Annotated in this window: 18 protein-coding genes and 1 tRNA gene; 8 read left to right on the forward strand and 11 right to left on the reverse strand. The window is 62.3% G+C overall.

Annotated features, from left to right (window positions below; genetic code table 11):
- Positions 1–342 precede the first annotated feature (342 nt).
- The 4 genes from ampD to ACIQWO_RS22715 form a co-directional block, all read right to left on the reverse strand.
- Positions 343–942, reverse strand: coding sequence for a 1,6-anhydro-N-acetylmuramyl-L-alanine amidase AmpD (ampD, locus tag ACIQWO_RS22700; protein WP_402829101.1), 600 nt, complete (start codon positions 940–942; stop codon positions 343–345).
- Positions 943–1,443: 501 nt separating this feature from the next.
- The gene (locus ACIQWO_RS22705; RefSeq protein WP_150737723.1) at positions 1,444–1,956 is read right to left on the reverse strand and encodes a DUF1269 domain-containing protein; all 513 of its coding nucleotides are present in this window, start codon (positions 1,954–1,956) and stop codon (positions 1,444–1,446) included.
- A gap of 221 nt (positions 1,957–2,177) precedes the next feature.
- Complete coding sequence (locus ACIQWO_RS22710) at positions 2,178–2,474, reverse strand: PP0621 family protein (protein WP_402829103.1); 297 nt, start codon at positions 2,472–2,474, stop codon at positions 2,178–2,180.
- 6 nt (positions 2,475–2,480) lie between these two features.
- On the reverse strand, positions 2,481–3,365 hold the full coding sequence (locus ACIQWO_RS22715; protein ID WP_039393291.1) for an inner membrane protein YpjD: 885 nt from the start codon (positions 3,363–3,365) through the stop codon (positions 2,481–2,483).
- A 110-nt stretch (positions 3,366–3,475) separates the two neighbouring features.
- On the opposite strand from ACIQWO_RS22715, the gene ffh reads away from it, so the two are divergent.
- Together ffh and ACIQWO_RS22725 are read left to right on the forward strand one after the other, a co-directional pair.
- Positions 3,476–4,840: a signal recognition particle protein gene (ffh, locus tag ACIQWO_RS22720; RefSeq protein ID WP_150666578.1), complete on the forward strand. Its 1,365-nt coding sequence runs from the start codon at positions 3,476–3,478 to the stop codon at positions 4,838–4,840.
- Between the two features lie 107 nt (positions 4,841–4,947).
- On the forward strand, positions 4,948–5,496 hold the full coding sequence (locus ACIQWO_RS22725) for a hypoxanthine-guanine phosphoribosyltransferase (RefSeq protein WP_150737378.1): 549 nt from the start codon (positions 4,948–4,950) through the stop codon (positions 5,494–5,496).
- Positions 5,497–5,610: 114 nt separating this feature from the next.
- Here the strand turns inward: ACIQWO_RS22725 and ACIQWO_RS22730 are convergent, their stop codons facing one another.
- Positions 5,611–6,204 carry a MarC family protein gene (locus ACIQWO_RS22730; RefSeq protein WP_039393298.1) on the reverse strand — a complete coding sequence of 198 codons (594 nt, stop codon included), beginning with the start codon at positions 6,202–6,204 and terminating at the stop codon, positions 5,611–5,613.
- A gap of 147 nt (positions 6,205–6,351) precedes the next feature.
- Positions 6,352–8,091 (reverse strand): proline--tRNA ligase, encoded by a 1,740-nt coding sequence (locus ACIQWO_RS22735; RefSeq protein WP_402829106.1) that lies wholly within the window; start codon positions 8,089–8,091, stop codon positions 6,352–6,354.
- A gap of 238 nt (positions 8,092–8,329) precedes the next feature.
- On the opposite strand from ACIQWO_RS22735, the gene ACIQWO_RS22740 reads away from it, so the two are divergent.
- Together ACIQWO_RS22740 and ACIQWO_RS22745 are read left to right on the forward strand one after the other, a co-directional pair.
- Positions 8,330–9,016, forward strand: coding sequence for an RNA pyrophosphohydrolase (locus tag ACIQWO_RS22740; RefSeq protein WP_402829108.1), 687 nt, complete (start codon positions 8,330–8,332; stop codon positions 9,014–9,016).
- Between the two features lie 85 nt (positions 9,017–9,101).
- Positions 9,102–9,677 (forward strand): CNP1-like family protein, encoded by a 576-nt coding sequence (locus ACIQWO_RS22745; protein ID WP_402829110.1) that lies wholly within the window; start codon positions 9,102–9,104, stop codon positions 9,675–9,677.
- Positions 9,678–9,785: 108 nt separating this feature from the next.
- On the opposite strand, the gene proB is transcribed toward ACIQWO_RS22745, so the two are convergent.
- The 4 genes from proB to rplU form a co-directional block, all read right to left on the reverse strand.
- Positions 9,786–10,919 (reverse strand): glutamate 5-kinase, encoded by a 1,134-nt coding sequence (gene proB, locus ACIQWO_RS22750; protein WP_150737373.1) that lies wholly within the window; start codon positions 10,917–10,919, stop codon positions 9,786–9,788.
- Between the two features lie 185 nt (positions 10,920–11,104).
- The gene (cgtA, locus tag ACIQWO_RS22755; protein WP_402829113.1) at positions 11,105–12,244 is read right to left on the reverse strand and encodes an Obg family GTPase CgtA; all 1,140 of its coding nucleotides are present in this window, start codon (positions 12,242–12,244) and stop codon (positions 11,105–11,107) included.
- 147 nt (positions 12,245–12,391) lie between these two features.
- Entirely contained in the window at positions 12,392–12,652 is a 261-nt protein-coding gene (gene rpmA / locus ACIQWO_RS22760) for a 50S ribosomal protein L27 (protein ID WP_039393311.1), read from the reverse strand.
- Between the two features lie 28 nt (positions 12,653–12,680).
- Entirely contained in the window at positions 12,681–12,992 is a 312-nt protein-coding gene (gene rplU / locus ACIQWO_RS22765; protein ID WP_039393314.1) for a 50S ribosomal protein L21, read from the reverse strand.
- 327 nt (positions 12,993–13,319) lie between these two features.
- Here rplU and ACIQWO_RS22770 point away from each other — a divergent pair, with 327 nt between their 5' ends.
- Both ACIQWO_RS22770 and ACIQWO_RS22775 read left to right on the forward strand, forming a co-directional pair.
- Positions 13,320–14,249, forward strand: coding sequence for a polyprenyl synthetase family protein (locus ACIQWO_RS22770; RefSeq protein ID WP_233327767.1), 930 nt, complete (start codon positions 13,320–13,322; stop codon positions 14,247–14,249).
- A gap of 19 nt (positions 14,250–14,268) precedes the next feature.
- A tRNA-Pro gene (locus tag ACIQWO_RS22775) sits at positions 14,269–14,345 on the forward strand.
- A gap of 193 nt (positions 14,346–14,538) precedes the next feature.
- Here the strand turns inward: ACIQWO_RS22775 and ACIQWO_RS22780 are convergent.
- Positions 14,539–14,664: a hypothetical protein gene (locus ACIQWO_RS22780; protein WP_263596972.1), complete on the reverse strand. Its 126-nt coding sequence runs from the start codon at positions 14,662–14,664 to the stop codon at positions 14,539–14,541.
- Between ACIQWO_RS22780 and ACIQWO_RS22785 the strand changes: the two genes are divergently transcribed.
- Positions 14,663–15,868 carry an HlyC/CorC family transporter gene (locus tag ACIQWO_RS22785; RefSeq protein WP_402829117.1) on the forward strand — a complete coding sequence of 402 codons (1,206 nt, stop codon included), beginning with the start codon at positions 14,663–14,665 and terminating at the stop codon, positions 15,866–15,868. The two genes, ACIQWO_RS22780 and ACIQWO_RS22785, sit on opposite strands and share 2 nt — an antisense overlap.
- A gap of 141 nt (positions 15,869–16,009) precedes the next feature.
- The gene (locus ACIQWO_RS22790) at positions 16,010–17,179 is read left to right on the forward strand and encodes a GspE/PulE family protein (protein ID WP_402829119.1); all 1,170 of its coding nucleotides are present in this window, start codon (positions 16,010–16,012) and stop codon (positions 17,177–17,179) included.
- Positions 17,180–17,308: the final 129 nt, after the last annotated feature.

Genomic DNA, 17,308 nt, shown 5'->3' on the forward strand with positions numbered 1-17,308 from the left:
TTAGCGCACTTCCACCAGCAATACTGAGTACTGAAGTCGGCAAAAATGCGCCCTGGGGGCGCCGATGGAGCGAAGTGCTGAACACCGCACGACCGACGGACGGCCAAGGGTTCGAGGTGTCCGCTGCACGGCTTTGCTGCTGTGCCGCCCCACAAAACGCCGCAGGACAAGCACGGTATTGATGGATCTTGCTTCCCGGTCACTGACCACTATATGTAGTGGTTGGGGGCCGGATTGGCACTAAGTATAGTGGAGATGACGCACTCCGCAAAATCAAAAATTTCATTCCCGGGAAGGCCCGTCGGGTCTTCGTGTCAAGCAAAACCTGCCCCCCGGTGAGGGTTAATCTGCCTTCTGAAACGGCAGCGCCTCCGGTTCCAGCGCGGCCATCCGACGCAGCCGTTGCCACTCGAAGTGTGGCCCCGGGTCCGTCTTCCGACCAGGTGCTATATCGGCATGTCCGGCCACGGCTTGAATCGGATAATGCTCACGCAAAACGCGCGTGAGCGCCGCCAATGTCGCGTACTGCGCCGCCGTGAAAGGTACGTCGTCCGTCCCTTCCAGTTCGACGCCGATCGAGAAATCGTTGCAGCGTGTGCGTCCCTCGAACGACGACGCCCCCGCATGCCACGCCCGTGCGTCGCACGAGACGTACTGTTGCAACGCACCATCGCGACGCACCAGAAAATGCGACGACACGTGCACGCCGCGAATCTCGTCGAAGAACGGATGCGCGTCGTGATCGAGCCGATTCTGGAAGAACGCCGGAATCTCGTCGCCACCGAATTGCCCCGGCGGCAGCGAGATGTTGTGGACCACGAGCAAGCCGATGGGCATTTGCGGCGGACGCACGTCGAAGTTCGGCGACGGCAGACGCTCCGCCTCTCGCACCCATCCTTCGGCGTCGAGTGTGAGCGTCGGCAGTTTGTCCGGTGCGTTCATGCATCACCTCGCAAACGCGTGGCGGCGTCGACACCGTTGCACCGTCCGAATCGACGCATCGATGGAGACGGGCTAGATAGAAGCGGGGCAAACGGCCGGAGCGAAACGTTAGGGGACGCAGATGACTGGAGCATGACGGGCACAACGAACTCCCGTAGAGCGAGGGGTGGCATTGTAGCCCACTTGGCGTGACGTCGCCGGTGACCGGCCCGATCGGGAAGTCCGCCGCGAGGCAGGCGAAGTCCCAGTGTCATGTGGGACTTCGCCTGAAACAAGTCGAAAAATAAAAAGGAAATTCCCAAAGAAGAAGCCCCTCGCCTGACTTGGCCGAGAGGCTTCCGTGGGCGTGTCCACGCCCGGGGATGGCACCGCTCTCGTGTCATACAACACGGACACCATCCCGCGCCGCTCACAGGTGCGACGCTAATGGCCGTTGCCGGCCGGTGAAACGCGTTTGCACTCTCAATAACGTCACTGTCCTTGCTCTCCCTCCGTTCGATTTCAGGGGAACGCCGGAATCGCGGCCTCGATGCCCTCCATATGGGCTTCGGGGTGATGCTCCTTGAGCATCTCGCGAATCTCCTCGACGCGGCTCTCGCGCACATCCACCATCAGCAGGATCATGCCGCGCTCCAGCGGTTCACGAAACGCTTTGAGTCGCGAGTTAGGCACCGAGACACCGATCATGCTCGACACCCATGCGCCGAACAGCGCGCCGAGCGGTGCCGTCACGATCATCAACTCCCATTGGGGACGTGTGCCCACGATGGGGAAAAACGCCGCGACTGCACCGACTGCCAGACCACAGAAGCCGCCGATCACGAGCCCGGCTTCGGCGCCGTGCACGATATCGGAAGTCTGTAGCAGGTTAGCCTCGTGCAGTCCCTCCAGGTCCATTTCGTCACGTGCCATAAAGTGGATGTGACGCTCCTCGATCCGGGCGAGCAACAGATCGCTCATCGTGCGCTGGGCACTGGCCAGATCGGGAAGAAGGAAATACATCCGTCTGCGCATTAGCATGTTGCGCCCTCCTGTCGTCGCCCCTTCCGCCTGCAAGACCGTTTCGACACGGCTCAACGAATGGGGTCGGTTACTGTGTTTTAGTGCATGCGACAGGCATGCGCAAGCCGGTGCAAGCCGTGAGCGGCGATGCACAGCGTTCGCAGGAAAACAGGGGGACGGGCGAGATGTGCAGGGATGCGCGATCGCTGCGCGGACGGGCCGCGCAGCGGGACTCAGACGCGGTGTTCGCGCGCGAGGTAGGCGTCGCGATGCGCCGTGCTGCAAAAATGTTTACCACCGGCACCCGACAGCGATTCGCTTTCGGGAAGATAGGTATCGCACTCGCTGCAACGCACCATGCGCTCGGCGGGCGGCAGCGATTGCTGAGCCGTGGTCTGGCCGCCATTGCCCTGCGGCGTGCGCATGCGCTCATTACGCTGAGGGCCGTCGGAATTGCGCTTACGCTCGTTGTGGCGCATCCACCACGTCCCGGCAATAAGGAGCAACAGTAACAACAGGATATTGCGCATCGCGCTTCAAGTCTCCGTCATGCGATGCAGCACCACCTCAAGCACGAAGCGAGAACCGACATACGCCAGCAACAGCGCCACGAACGACGCCAGAACCCAACGCAGCGCGACCTTGCCGCGCCATCCGTAAAAATGCCGCCCCAGCAGCACCGCGCCGAACATCAGCCACGACACCACCGCGAACACGGTCTTATGATCGATGCGCACCGCGCGCCCGAAGAGCGCCTCGGAGAACATCACGCCGGAGATCAGCGTCAGCGTGAGCAGCACGAACCCCGCGCCGATCAGACGGAACAGCAGCTTCTCCATCGTGAGCAGCGGCGGCAGCGTCTCAAGCCAGCGCGAGAGCCAGCCCGTCGCCTCGTTGCTGCGCGACGGATGCAGTTGCCGCTCGGCATAGATCATCAGCAATGCGTGCAGCGCCGCCAGCGCGAACAGCCCGTAGGCCATGTTGGCGATGATGAAGTGCGCCTTGAACACCGGATTGGCGGCAAAGCCCAGAATGCGCACGTCCGGAAAAATCATCGGCAACAGACACGCGACAGCCGCCACGGGTGTGACCATCAGTCGCAGGCTCTCGAGCGGGAAAAAGAAACTTTCGATCCAGTAGATGCCGACCGAGAGCCACAACATGGCCGAGAGCATGTACGCGAAACCGAAGTGCATGCTGTCGGCGCGGAAGATCGTCTGATGCAGCAACACCCCGTGCAGCACGAGCGCGGCGAACAGCGAAAGCTGCATCGGCCAGCGCGAGGGCGTGCCCGTGACAGGCGCAGGCGCGACTTGTCCGCCCGCGAGTGCGAGCGCGGCGTCGCGCCGGTATCCTTGCCACGAACAAACCGCCAACCCGGCGTAGAGGATGGCGGTCAGCGCATACAGTAAAATAGTCATGTTTGAAGTTTACACCAGCCCATGAGGGGCGCGCTGCCGTGCTTGCCACCGCCGTCTACGGCCGGGGGGCGGGCAACCGAGGCCGCTGAAGGTCTTACAGGATACGTTTCATGCTCGACAATCTCACTACGCGCCTTGCCAAAGTCGTCAAGACCCTGCGCGGCGAAGCCCGGCTGACCGAGGCCAACACGCAGGAAATGCTGCGCGAAGTGCGCCTCGCCCTGCTCGAGGCCGACGTCGCCCTGCCGGTGGTGCGCGATTTCATCGCCAAGGTGAAGGAAAAGGCCCTCGGTGAGGAAGTCATTTCCAGTCTGTCGCCCGGCCAGGCCCTCGTTGGCGTGGTGCAGCGCGAACTGACCGCGCTCATGGGCGGCGATTACGAAGGCCGTGCCGCCGAACTCAATCTCGCCACCACCCCGCCCGCCATCATCCTGATGGCCGGTTTGCAGGGTGCGGGTAAGACGACGACGGTCGGTAAGCTCGCCAAGCTGCTGCGCGCCCAGAAGAAGAAAGTCCTCACGGTTTCCACCGACGTCTACCGCCCTGCCGCTATCGCCCAGTTGGAGACGGTCACGAAACAGGTCGACGCCGACTTCTTCCCGTCGCAACCCGACCAGAAGCCGGTCGATATCGCCCGCGCCGCTGTGGACTGGGCACGTCGCCATCACCATGAAGTGCTGCTCGTCGATACGGCAGGCCGTCTTGGTATTGACGAAGCGATGATGCAGGAAATTAGTGCCCTGCACGCTGAGCTGAAACCGATCGAAACGCTGTTCGTCGTCGACGCCATGCTCGGTCAGGACGCCGTGAACACCGCCCGCGCCTTCAACGACGCGCTGCCGCTCACCGGCGTGGTGCTCACCAAGCTCGACGGCGACTCGCGCGGCGGTGCGGCACTGTCGGTGCGTCACGTTACCGGCAAACCGATCAAGTTCGTCGGTGTCGGCGAAAAGCTCGACGGCCTCGAAGTCTTCTACCCGGATCGCATGGCGAACCGGATTCTCGGCATGGGCGACATTCTCGCGCTCGTCGAGGAAGCCCAGCGCGGCGTTGACGTTCAGGCCGCGCAAAAGCTCGCCGACAAGGTCAAGAAGGGTGGCGACTTCGATCTGAACGACTTCAAGGCGCAGATCGGTCAGATGAAGAAGATGGGTGGCCTGTCGTCGCTCATGGACAAGCTGCCGGCCCAGTTCCAGGCCGCCGCCAGCCAGACCAATATGGATCAGGCCGAGAAGCAGGTGCGTCGCATGGAAGGCATCATCAACTCGATGACGCCCGCCGAGCGCGCCAAGCCGGAACTGATCAAGGCGAGCCGCAAGCGCCGTATCGCCGCCGGTGCGGGCGTTCAGGTGCAGGAAGTCAACCGCATGCTGAATCAGTACGATCAGATGCGCACGATGATGAAGAAACTCAAAGGCGGTGGCATGATGAAGATGATGCGCAGCATGAAGGGCATGATGCCCGGCATGCGCTGATTGAGACTCATCCGGTCGCGGTCCGGTCTGAACTACGGGCTTTCCGTATATACTCCGGGCCGCACATAGCGAAACCCCCGCAACACCGTTCCACAGGGTCGCCCCATATGAACCGCGAAGAAGCGCTCGAAGTATTCCGTAATTCCGAAGAAATCGTCTCCTCGGACGAGGTCAACCGGTCCGTCGACACCATGGCCAAAGCCATCAAGGCCGCCGTCGGCGACGACTTCCCGATGGTGCTGTCGGTCATGGGTGGCGCAGCCGTCTTCACTGGCATGCTGTTGCCGCGTCTCGACTTCCCGCTCGAATTCGACTACATCCACCTCTCGCGCTACAACAACACCACCACTGGCGGTGCGATGCAGTGGCGCGTTGCGCCGCGCGACTCGGTGCGCGACCGCGTGGTGCTCGTGCTCGACGACATTCTCGACGAAGGCGCGACGATGGCCGCGATTCGCGACCGCATTCTCGAGATGGGCGCGTCGAAGTTCTACAGCGCCGTGCTGTGCGAGAAGATCCTGACGAAGGACAAGCCGTCGCATCCGGATTTCTGCGGCTTCACCGTGCCGGATCGCTACGTCTTCGGTTGCGGCATGGACGCCAAAGGATACTGGCGCAACCTGCCCGCGATTCGCGCGCTGACAACGCCGCGCTGATAAGCACGCAACACCGTCGCAGGGTGTGTCCCGCGACAAATAAGAAAGGGGCCTGCTCACGCAAGGCCCCTTTACTTTTGTGACGTCCGACAGCGGCGGGCGCTTCAACGGGCATCAGAACTGGTGGACGAAGACTTTCACGCCCTTCAGGATCATCTCGACCGAGATCGCCACCAGAATCAGCCCCATCAACCGTTCGAACGCCGCCACGACCCGCGAACCCAACCATCGCTCGATACGGTCGGCAAGCAACAGCACCACCGCGCACACGGCCATCGTCACGCTGAGCGCGGTAATCCATTCGAGCATGCGTCCCGGTTGCTGCGAAACCAGCAGCATGACGGTCGCGAGCGCCGACGGCCCGGCCAGCGCCGGGATCGCCAGCGGGACGATCAGCGGCTCACCGGCATCCGGCAACGAGCCGTGGTCAGGACGCGGAAAGATCATCCGCAGCGCAATCAGGAACAGCACGATGCCGCCAGCGAGCTGCAATGACAGGTCGGTGAGGCTCATCATGCGCAGGAATCGCTCCCCCACCAGCATGAACAGCAGCAGGATCGCAAACGCGATCAGCACCTCGCGAACGATCACGCGCGGCCGTCGGCTCGCGGGCACGTTCTTCAGTGCATTCACGAAAATGGGGATGTTGCCGAACGGATCGGTAATCAGCAGCAACAGCACGGTGGCCGACGCGAACGTGTATTCCATACAGACGACGCCTTCAGATATGACAACGGCAGCCGCCGGGGCGACTGCCGTCAGGTAATGCGTTTGTGCCGATACAAGGCGCGCGAGACCTGAGCACCGCGCGACGCGCTACCGGCGACCACCGGTAACGCGTCACACGTCACTCGATCAGACCGCCTTGGCGGCGCGTACCTTGCCGGTGACGACTTCCGCCACCGAGGCGGCGTCGAGCAACTGGGCTTCCGTGTCGCGACGGCCCTGATACTCGATCTTGCCTTCCTTCAGGCCACGGTCGCCGATCACCACGCGATGCGGCACGCCGATCAGCTCCCAGTCCGCGAACATCACGCCCGGACGCTCGCCACGGTCATCGAGAATCACGTCGACGCCAGCGGCCGCCAGGTCTTCGTACAGCTTGTCGGCGGCAGCCCGCACGGCGTCGCTGCGGTCGTAACCCATCGGGCACAGCACGACTTCGAACGGCGCAATCGATTCCGGCCAGATGATGCCGCGGTCGTCGAAGTTCTGCTCGATGGCCGCGCCGAGAATACGCGTGACGCCAATGCCGTAGCAGCCCATCTCCATCGGGGCAGGCTTGCCGTTCTCGTCGAGGAACGTGGCGCTCATCGCCTCCGAGTACTTCGTCCCCAACTGGAACACGTGACCGACTTCGATGCCACGGCACAGGGCGATCTCGCCCTTGCCGTCCGGCGACGCGTCGCCCGGCACGATGTTGCGCAGATCGGCGACGATTTCCGGCTCCGGCAGATCGCGGCCCCAGTTCACGCCGGTGATGTGGAAGTCCTTCTCGTTCGCACCCACCACGAAGTCGCTCATGTGCGCGACGCTGCGATCGACCACGAGCTTGACCGGCTTCTTCGTGCCGATCGGGCCCAGATAGCCCGGCGGCGTGCCGAACCATTCGACGATCTCGGCTTCGCTCGCGAAGCGCAGTTCGCCCAGACCCGGCACCTTGCTCGCCTTGATCTCGTTGAGCTCATGGTCGCCACGCAACAACAGCAGCCAGACCTGCGTGCCGGTGTCGTCGCTGTCGGTTGCGAGCACGATCGACTTGACGGTGCGCGCCAGCGGGATCGAGAGCAGCTCGGCCACGGCTTCGCACTTGGCCTTGCCCGGCGTCGCGGTCTTGGTCATGGCTTCGGCAGCGGCCGGACGCTCACCTTGCGGCGGCAGCGCTTCGGCCATCTCGACGTTGGCCGCATAGTCCGACGTCGGGCAGTAGGCGATGGCGTCTTCACCGGTCTCGGCGATCACGTGGAATTCGTGCGAGCCCGAGCCGCCGATGGAGCCGTTGTCGGCCACCACAGCGCGGAACTCCAGACCCAGGCGCGTGAAGATGCGCACGTAGGCGTCGAACATCTTCTGATACGACACTTGCAGGCCTGCGCGGTCCTTATCGAAGGAATAGGCGTCCTTCATGATGAATTCGCGGCCACGCATCACGCCGAAACGCGGACGAATTTCGTCGCGGAACTTCGTCTGCACCTGATAGAAGTTCACCGGCAGCTGACGATAGCTCTTGATCTCGCGGCGAGCGATATCCGTCACCACTTCCTCGTGGGTCGGGCCGACGACGAAATCGCGGTCGTGACGATCTTTCAGACGGAGCAGTTCCGGGCCGTACTTCTCCCAGCGCCCCGACTCCTGCCAGAGTTCGGCCGGCTGCACGGCTGGCATGAGCAGTTCCAGCGCACCGGCGCGGTTCATTTCTTCACGGACGATGGCTTCGACCTTGCGGATCGAGCGCAGGCCGATCGGCAGGTAATCGTAGATGCCGCCGGCAACGCGGCGAATCATGCCGGCGCGCATCATCAGCTTGTGGCTGACGATTTCGGCGTCGGCGGGAGCTTCCTTGAGGGTGCCGATGAAGAAACGAGAGGCTTTCATGCAGATTTCCGGGAAAAAATAGGGTCAACGGCGCACGCGACGGTTCGGTCTGATGCAGGGAAGCGGGTCCGGGGGAATACGGATTGATGCAAGATTGACGCCGTGCACCATCTTCGCATGCCCTGAGACACCCGCCGGCCGTACGCGCCGCCCCGGTTACCCGAGCCGCCGCCGGCCGCCGCGCCGGTGATTATCTGTTTATAATCGAAGCAATTTTAAAGGATTCAAGGGTGGTTGTATGCTTGACCGTGAAGGCTTTCGCCCGAACGTCGGCATCATCCTCTTAAACGCACGCAATGAAGTGTTCTGGGGCAAGCGGCTGGGCGAGCACTCCTGGCAGTTCCCGCAAGGCGGCATCAAGTACGGCGAAACGCCAGAACAGGCCATGTTCCGAGAATTGCACGAGGAAACCGGGCTAAAGCCAGAACACGTCAAAATCATCGGTCGCACACGCGACTGGCTGCGTTACGAGGTGCCGGACAAGTTCATCAAACGCGAAGTGCGCGGACATTACCGGGGCCAGAAGCAGATCTGGTTCCTGCTGCGCATGGTCGGCCGCGACTGCGATATCTGCTTGCGCGCAACCGATCATCCCGAGTTCGACGCCTGGCGTTGGAACGAATACTGGGTGCCGCTCGACGCTGTGATCGAATTCAAGCGCGATGTGTATCAGCTCGCCCTGAACGAACTCTCGCGTTATCTGCGACGCTCGGCCGCACGCGCCCAGCAGGACCGGCGACGGTTTCCGCGCGCCGGTGCCCGGGTCGGCGAGATGCCGCCGGGGGCTACGGATGCGCTGCACGAGCAGGAGGACAGCTACGGCGGCGGCGATTGTGGCGACAGTGACGACAGCAACACCGCCGATCCTGCCGCCAACGCCGGTAACGCCGACAGTGCCGACCTTCAGCACCGCCGGGGGCACTGAACCGGGCGCCTGACGGCCTGTCTCAACACCGGACGCGGGCACGGTTGCCCGCGTCGGCTTTTTTTGATCTCACGACCACATTCCCATGCGTCCTTCGATTGCCCGCCGCGCCCCGCGCCTGGCCACGCTTGTCTCTCTGGCCGCTCTGGCGCTGATCGCCGCCTGCAGCAGCGTGTCCCAGCCCGTTCAGGACTTTGACGAATACATGGCGCAGCAAGAAGCCGCCAAGGGCAAGTGGAAGGAGGCGGAATACAAGATGCCGACCGCCGCGCCGCAAGACGCCGATCTGATCAGCTTCTCGACCCTGCCGAATGCCACGCTTGACTACGCCGTCGACGCGAAGTCCATCGAAGTCACCCGGGAAGACGGCGTGGTGCGCTACATCGCGGTGATCCGCAGCAAGAGCGGTGCGCGCAACGTGTCGTACGAGGGCATCCACTGCTCGTCGTTCGAATCGCGTCTGTACGCAACCGGCCGTCCGGACGGCACGTGGGCAGCGGCGCGCAACAGCGAATGGCGTCCGATCAAGCCGTACGGTTCGACCGCGTATCAGGGCATTCTGTACCGCGACTTCCTCTGCCAGGACAAGACGCCGTACGGCTCCGCCAAGGATATCGTCCAGAACCTGCGCTATCCGACGACGCCCGCCGCCTATCGCTAAGTCTGTGCCGTACCGACGCCGTCACATCTGCGGCATCACGATGCAAAAAACGCCGATCACGTAATCACGTGTCGGCGTTTTTTGTCTGACGCTCTGCGCGGATGCGGATCAGCGCAGGATCAGGTTGTCGCGATGAATCAGTTCGGGCTCGTTTGCAAAGCCCAGCACCTGCTCGATGTCGCTGCTCGGGTGACGACGAATGAGGCGCGTCTCCGAAGCGCTGTAGTTCGACAGGCCGCGCGCGACCTCATGGCCCGCCTCGTCGACGCACGAGATGACTTCGCCACGGGCAAACGTCCCTTCGACGTCGATCACACCGATCGGCAGCAGGCTCTTGCCCTCTTCCATCAGCTTCTTGCACGCGCCCGCATCGATCACCACACGACCGCGCACCTGAAGGTGATCGGCCATCCATTGCTTGCGAGCGGTCAGCACCGCCGTGCGCGCCACCAGTTGCGTGCCGATGGCTTCACCACCGGCCAGACGCACCAGTACGTCCGCTTCGCGACCCGACGCGATCACCGTGTGTGCGCCGCTAGTCGCCGCGCGTTTAGCCGCCAGAATCTTCGTCAGCATGCCACCGCGACCGATGTTCGTGCCCGCACCTCCGGCCATCGCTTCGAGACGTTCGTCCCCGGCTTCGGCTTCGTGCACAAACTCGGCATCGGGGTCCTTGCGGGGATCGGCCGTGTAGAGGCCCGACTGGTCGGTCAGGATGACGAGCGCGTCGCCGTCGATCAGGTTCGTGACCAGCGCGCCGAGCGTGTCGTTGTCGCCGAACTTGATTTCATCGGTCACGACGGTGTCGTTCTCGTTGATGATCGGCACCACGCCCAGACGCAGCAGCGTAAGCAGCGTCGTGCGCGCATTCAGATAGCGTTCGCGGTCGGCCAGGTCGGCGTGTGTGAGAAGAATCTGCGCCGTACGCACACCATGCTCGGCGAAACGCGTCTCGTAGACTTGCGCGAGGCCCATCTGACCGACGGCGGCCGCCGCCTGCAACTCGTCGATGGCCTTCGGGCGCTTGGCCCAGCCCAGACGCTGCATCCCCTCCGCAATCGCGCCCGAACTCACGAGCACGACCTGTTTTGGCGGACGTCCGTCGCCCCCGTGCCGCAATGCGGCGATCTGCTGCGCCCAACGCGCAATGGCGACATCATCCAGCCCGCGACCGTCGTTGGTCACAAGACTGGAGCCCACTTTCACCACGAGCCGCTTGGCATCGGCGATGACCGAACGCATGGACCTGGATTCTCCTGCGGATGTATTGGGAAGACGAGACCACCGTGCCCCGGGACGATGCCGCGCGTGCGGATCGTCTCTCATTGGGCCACAACAGCCGGATCGCTGGCGTTGGCGCATGGTCCGGGACCTGATGACGTTCGAGACCTTACGACGTCAGCGCCAGCGTTTGAGTGATGTGGAGTTTACGCCTTTGGCGTGTCGTCCGTTGGGATTTGTGGTGCGGCGTCGGCGGCCGGCGTAGCGCTACCGGTGCTGCCCACGCGGAAGCGCGGATCGGCGGCAGCGTCTTCGATCGCTTCTTCGACCGCGCCACGCTGCTGGTACAGATACTCCTGCACCGCCAGACACAGCTTCTCGCAACCTTCGCCCGTCAGCGCGGAGATCTCGAAGGTCGGGCCGTTCCAGCCGTAGCGTTCCTTGAAGTCGGCGACGCGCGCTTCACGCTCCGCCTCAGGCACCATGTCGACCTTGTTGAGCACCAGCCAACGCGGCTTCTGGAACAGCTCTTCGTCGTATTTCTGCAATTCGAGGACGATGGCCTTCGCGTCCGCCACCGGATCGACGCCTTCGTCGAAAGGCGCGATGTCCACGATGTGCAGCAACAGACCGGTGCGCTGCAAGTGACGCAGGAACTGGTGGCCAAGGCCCGCACCTTCGGCGGCGCCTTCGATCAGCCCCGGAATATCGGCGATCACGAAGCTACGGCCAGGGGCCGTGCGCACGACACCCAGATTCGGGTGCAACGTCGTGAACGGATAGTCGGCGACCTTCGGACGCGCGTTCGACACCGACGAGATAAACGTCGACTTGCCCGCATTGGGCATACCGAGCAGGCCGACGTCCGCGAGCACTTTCAGCTCAAGTTGGAGCATACGGCGCTCACCGGGCTTGCCGGGCGTCGTCTGACGCGGTGCGCGGTTCGTGCTCGATTTGAAATGGATGTTGCCCAGACCGCCTGCACCGCCCTGCGCGAGGACCACTTCCTGGCCGTGTTCGGTCAGATCGGCGATGGTCTCGCCCGTGTCCATGTCAGTGATGATGGTGCCCACCGGCATACGCAGCGTGATGTCGTCGCCGCCCTTGCCGTAGCAGTCCGAACCGCGACCGCGCTCACCGTCCTTCGCCAGATGCTTCTTCGAATATCGGTAGTCGATCAGGGTGTTGATGTTGCGATCCGCCACGGCGAGCACGCTGCCGCCACGACCGCCGTCGCCGCCGTCAGGTCCGCCGAACGGCACGAATTTCTCACGGCGCATCGATGCCGAGCCGTTGCCGCCGTCTCCGGCGATCACCTCGATTCGCGCTGCGTCAATGAATTTCATGTGGGTCCGTCCCGCTTAATGACCGTCCGCAGACGATCCAGAATACTGTTCGATGATCCACGCCGCGCTGCATCCAGTGCGCGCTGGCGGGAGAAACAAAAAAGGCTCCGCATGGAAGCGGAGCCTTTTGGTGGCAAAAGGCTTAGCTTACGCTGCCGCTACCACGCTAACCACTTGCTTCTTCGCTGCGCCCTTGACGGCGAATTGCACGTGGCCGTCGGCCAGTGCAAACAGCGTGTGGTCCTTACCGATACCGACGTTTTCGCCGGCATGCATACGAGTACCGCGTTGGCGAACGATGATGCCGCCAGCCAGGATTGCCTGACCGCCGTACACCTTCACGCCGAGGCGCTTCGACTCGGAATCGCGGCCGTTACGGGACGATCCGCCTGCTTTTTTGTGTGCCATGACTTAACTCCTTACCTAGCTCGATCGATTAGCCGTTGATGCTGTCGATGCGCAGCTCGGTGTAGTTTTGGCGATGGCCTTGACGCTTTTGGTAGTGCTTGCGACGGCGCATCTTGAAAATCTTCACCTTGGGGTGACGACCCTGGGCGACAACGGTAGCCTTGACGGAAGCCCCAGTGACCAACGGCGCACCGAACTTAATCGATTCGCCCTCGCCAACGGCGAGAACCTGGTCAATGGTGATTTCAGCGCCAATGTCAGCCGGTATCTGTTCTACTTTGAGCTTTTCGCCAGCAGCAACCTTATATTGCTTACCGCCGGTTTTTATGACCGCGTACATTGTTGAACCTCACTCATAAACAAGAGAATTTCCGCGCAGACCGAGGGTCCCGAAAGGACTCCACCTACCGGTCGAACGCCCCCGCCGCAGCCCGCTTTCCGAAGTATTTTCGGACGCGGCGCAACGAATGCGCGCACGAAAACGGGGAATTATACAGACTTTCTCCTTTTGCGTCAAAGACTTCCGTAACTCCAGTCATTCCGCGGCCCTGGTGCCCGAAAGTAGCCGCACCCACTATATAATTTGGGGCGAATTTTTCCTCACCCGAGCCTTGTCTTGACTGCTTCGACTTCTGCCCAGAACGTACTGGCCGCCATCACCGACGACATGAAAGCCGTCGATACGCTTATCCGCCATCGGCTGGCCTCCGAGGTGGTCCTGATCAATCAGATCTCGGAATACATCATCAATTCGGGCGGCAAGCGGCTACGCCCGGCATTGCTGCTGCTGGTCTCCGGTGCGCTGGGCGTGACATCGCCCGCCCGCTACGAGCTGGCGGCCGTCATCGAATTCATCCACACTTCGACGCTGCTGCACGACGACGTCGTCGACGAATCCGACCTGCGCCGTGGCAAGCAGACAGCCAATGCGCTGTTCGGCAATGCGGCGTCGGTGCTGGTCGGCGACTTCCTGTATTCGCGCTCGTTCGAGATGATGGTGAGCGTGGACAACATGCGCGTGATGCAGATCCTCGCGCGTGCGACCAACGTCATCGCCGAAGGGGAAGTGCTTCAGTTGCTGAACATGCACGACCCCGATGTGGACGAGGCGCGTTATCTCCAGGTCATCAAGTACAAGACAGCCACGCTGTTCGAAGCGGCGACGCAACTGGCGGCCGTACTCGCCAACGCCGATGCGCAGACCGAAGCCGCCGTCTGCGAATACGGTGGCCGCCTGGGTACTGCCTTCCAATTGATGGACGACTGGCTCGACTACGCCGGCGACACCGATGCGATGGGCAAGAATGCTGGCGACGACCTGCGCGAAGGCAAACCGACGCTGCCGCTGATTCACGTTCTGCAACACGGCACGGAAGAAGAGCGCGCGCTCGTTCGCGAAGCTATCGAGAATGGCGGCACCGACAAGTTCGAGCCGATCCTCGCCGCAATCAAGCGCACGGGTGCACTCGACTACACGCTCGCACGCGCTCAGGAAGAGGCAGATGCTGCCGCACGAATTATTTCTACGCTTCCCTCTTCCCATTATAAAAATAGCCTGCTAGAATTATGCTCTTACTCGATAGCGCGACGCACTTAGCGAAGTAGCAGTATCGAAGCGGGGTGTAGCTTAGCCTGGTAGAGCGCTACGTTCGGGACGTAGAGGCCGGAGGTTCGAATCCTCTCACCCCGACCAGGATTTACTTTGCTCTCAAGCAAAGCAAAAAAACCGACGGACTTGTCCGTCGGTTTTTTTATTTCTACTGCAGGATACGTTCGCCACGTCTGCCACATCGAAAAGTCGGTAGTCCGTCACATCCCTCCGATGTGATGCCCCCGCCGTCCGGCGACGCAGCAAACGTTCCAATCCCCTCTGATATAGTGGCGACTCATTGCCACCGCCCGCGCTTAGCCGCCCCCAAACGCTTGGACGCCTTGCCCTTATGGGCGCAGATCTGCGCCGTCGCCTTCCTGATCATCTGCTCGGGATTCTTTTCCATTTCCGAGACGAGCATGATGGCGCTCAACCGCCATCGACTGAAGCACCTGGTACGCATGAACGTACACGGTGCGCGCGCGACACAGGGACTGCTAGCGCGCACGGAAGATCTGCTCTCGACCATTCTCGTCGGCAATAACGTCATCAACACGGTTGTTCCGGTGCTCACCACGTCCATCGCGGTGCGCTATTTCGGCAACGACGCCATCACGCTGTCGATCGCGACGGCGATGATCGCGCTGCTCATCATCATCTTCGCGGAGATCGGGCCGAAGATCGTCGGCGCGACGTACCCCGACCGCATCGCCCTTTCCGTCAGCACGCCGCTCAAGCCCATCGTGGCCGTGGCGACGCCACTGGTGTGGGTGCTCAACACGTTCGTGCGTGGCATGTTGCGCGTGCTGCGCATCGATACCCGCACAGCGGCGAGCGAAACCCGTCTGACCACCGAAGAACTGCGCACCATCGTGCTCGAAGCCGGTAACTATATGCCGACCAAGCCGCGCAGTGTGCTACTCAATCTGCTCGATCTCGAGAACATCGCCGTCGACGACGTGATGGTGCCGCGCGCGCGCATCGAAGCGCTCGATATCTCGGCGCCGCTCGACACGATCCTCTCGCAACTCGAAACCTGTTATCACAACAAGCTGCCGGTCTATGACGGCGACATCGATCGCATCGTCGGTATTCTGCCAGTGCGTCGTACGCTCTCGGCGTTGCGTCATCCGGACGACCTCACGGTCGATACGTTGCGCGCGTTGCTCGTCGAACCGTATTTCATTCCGAGCGACACCCCCGCCCTGCGACAGTTGCAGTACTTCCAGGAAAACCATCGACGCGTGGGACTCGTGGTCAACGAGTACGGCGAAGTCGAAGGGCTGGTGACGACCGAAGACATCATCGAAGAACTCATCGGCGAGTTCACGACGAGCGTGCCGGGCACCGGCGGCAGCCGTTCGGGCTGGACGACGGACGACGATTGTCTGGTGGGTGGCGGTGTGGGCCTTCGCGATCTGAATCGGCGACTGGGACTGCATCTGCCGACCGACGGCCCGAAGACACTCAACGGCCTGATTCTCGAAGTGCTGCGCGAGATCCCCGAAGCTTCGGTCAGTCTCGAGATCGACGGCGTACGTATGGAAATCGTGCAGATCGATAACCAGGCGATCAAAACGGTACGCCTGTTCAAACCGATAGCGCGGGCTGCGCATCACGACTGAGGCAACGCGCACGACGAGAGGCCATCACGTCGCACTCGTTCACTCCCGGTCACCTGTCGCTGTTTTTCAGGTTATTCCGATTGAGCCGCCGCAGGGATTTGACGAGACTGAAGCTTCACCCAGCTCTCGCCGAACCCTGTCATGCCGCGTCAAACCATTGTCTCCGACGACGCTCTGCCGTCCACCGGAACCCCGGCGTTCACCACACCGCTGCAACGCCTTGAACGAATACTGAGCGAAGCGATTCGCGCAGGTGCCTCTGACATCCATTTCGAACCGATGGCGCAGCGCTTCCGGGTCCGTCTGCGGATCGACGGTCGCTTGCAGGAGCATGGCGACGTTCCGCTGACAGCGCGCGACATGTTGGTCTCGCGCGTGAAAGTGCTCGCCAATCTCGACATCGCACAAAAGCGCTTGCCTCAAGACGGACGCATGGTGTGGCGCGAAGCTGGCGAACCCGTCGAGTGTCGCGTGAGTGCGCTCCCCACGCTGCACGGCGAGAAACTCGTGGTGCGTCTGCTCGATGGCGCGAAAGTCCCTCTCTCGCTTGAAGGTCTCGGCTATTCGCCGCAGCAATATCTCGCACTCACGCAAGCGATTGCGCGGCCGCACGGCCTGATTTTGCTGACGGGCCCGACAGGCAGCGGCAAGACCGTCTCGCTCTATAGTTGCCTGCGACGTCTGAACGACGCGTCGCGCAACATCGTCACCATCGAAGACCCGGTGGAAATTCGCTTGCCTGGCATCACGCAGGTCAATCTCAACGAACGCGCCGGCCTCGACTTTGCAACGGCTTTGCGTGCGTTCCTCCGTCAGGATCCAGACGTCCTCGTCGTGGGCGAAATCCGCGATGCGCAGACCGCTGAAATCGCCATTCAGGCCGCGCAGACCGGCCACCTTGTGTTTGCCACGGTTCACGCCAACGACGCACCCAGCACGCTCGCGCGGCTCTTCGATCTCGGCGTCGCCCCGTTCAATCTGTCGTCGACGTTACTGCTGGTCAGCGCACAGCGCCTGCTCAGGCGTCGATGCCCGGCCGGGTGCGAGCCTAGCGGCACGACGACTGCAAAGGACCGCGCGGACACCTGCATGCGCTGTCACGGCACCGGTTTTGCCGGACGCATCGGCGCGTTTCAGGTGATGCCGATCAGCCCCACGCAGGCCATCAACATTGCGCAAGCCCGCAGTCCGCACGAACTGGCGGCGCAGGCGCGCAGCGAAGGCGTCATGACGCTGCGAGACGCCGGGTTGTGGCATGTCGATGCTGGCGCTGTCGATCAGGAGGATGTCAATGCGACGCTGCCCGCTTGATGCCGCTGAGATGCGAACACGCGATATAGCGGGCATACGGTCATTGAACCGGATGGAAGGAGATCAACGAGGCGACGCAAGACATGCGCCACCTGCCCGCCAATGGCGACAACAGATCACGTCGGGCGA

Origin of the sequence: Pandoraea sp. NPDC090278 (assembly GCF_044772185.1) — a bacterium.
In the GTDB taxonomy this organism is placed as follows: Bacteria; Pseudomonadota; Gammaproteobacteria; order Burkholderiales; family Burkholderiaceae; genus Pandoraea.

Bases quoted from the DNA above. Each gene is read 5' to 3' on its own strand.
- ampD (WP_402829101.1), bottom strand. From the start codon at position 942: ATGAACGCACCGGACAAACTGCCGACGCTCACACTCGACGCCGAAGGA.
- ACIQWO_RS22705 (WP_150737723.1), bottom strand. From the start codon at position 1,956: ATGCGCAGACGGATGTATTTCCTTCTTCCCGATCTGGCCAGTGCCCAG.
- ACIQWO_RS22710 (WP_402829103.1), bottom strand. From the start codon at position 2,474: ATGCGCAATATCCTGTTGTTACTGTTGCTCCTTATTGCCGGGACGTGG.
- ACIQWO_RS22715 (WP_039393291.1), bottom strand. From the start codon at position 3,365: ATGACTATTTTACTGTATGCGCTGACCGCCATCCTCTACGCCGGGTTG.
- ffh (WP_150666578.1), top strand. From the start codon at position 3,476: ATGCTCGACAATCTCACTACGCGCCTTGCCAAAGTCGTCAAGACCCTG.
- ACIQWO_RS22725 (WP_150737378.1), top strand. From the start codon at position 4,948: ATGAACCGCGAAGAAGCGCTCGAAGTATTCCGTAATTCCGAAGAAATC.
- ACIQWO_RS22730 (WP_039393298.1), bottom strand. From the start codon at position 6,204: ATGGAATACACGTTCGCGTCGGCCACCGTGCTGTTGCTGCTGATTACC.
- ACIQWO_RS22735 (WP_402829106.1), bottom strand. From the start codon at position 8,091: ATGAAAGCCTCTCGTTTCTTCATCGGCACCCTCAAGGAAGCTCCCGCC.
- ACIQWO_RS22740 (WP_402829108.1), top strand. From the start codon at position 8,330: ATGCTTGACCGTGAAGGCTTTCGCCCGAACGTCGGCATCATCCTCTTA.
- ACIQWO_RS22745 (WP_402829110.1), top strand. From the start codon at position 9,102: ATGCGTCCTTCGATTGCCCGCCGCGCCCCGCGCCTGGCCACGCTTGTC.
- proB (WP_150737373.1), bottom strand. From the start codon at position 10,919: ATGCGTTCGGTCATCGCCGATGCCAAGCGGCTCGTGGTGAAAGTGGGC.
- cgtA (WP_402829113.1), bottom strand. From the start codon at position 12,244: ATGAAATTCATTGACGCAGCGCGAATCGAGGTGATCGCCGGAGACGGC.
- rpmA (WP_039393311.1), bottom strand. From the start codon at position 12,652: ATGGCACACAAAAAAGCAGGCGGATCGTCCCGTAACGGCCGCGATTCC.
- rplU (WP_039393314.1), bottom strand. From the start codon at position 12,992: ATGTACGCGGTCATAAAAACCGGCGGTAAGCAATATAAGGTTGCTGCT.
- ACIQWO_RS22770 (WP_233327767.1), top strand. From the start codon at position 13,320: ATGAAAGCCGTCGATACGCTTATCCGCCATCGGCTGGCCTCCGAGGTG.
- ACIQWO_RS22785 (WP_402829117.1), top strand. From the start codon at position 14,663: ATGATGGCGCTCAACCGCCATCGACTGAAGCACCTGGTACGCATGAAC.
- ACIQWO_RS22780 (WP_263596972.1), bottom strand. From the start codon at position 14,664: ATGCTCGTCTCGGAAATGGAAAAGAATCCCGAGCAGATGATCAGGAAG.
- ACIQWO_RS22790 (WP_402829119.1), top strand. From the start codon at position 16,010: ATGCCGCGTCAAACCATTGTCTCCGACGACGCTCTGCCGTCCACCGGA.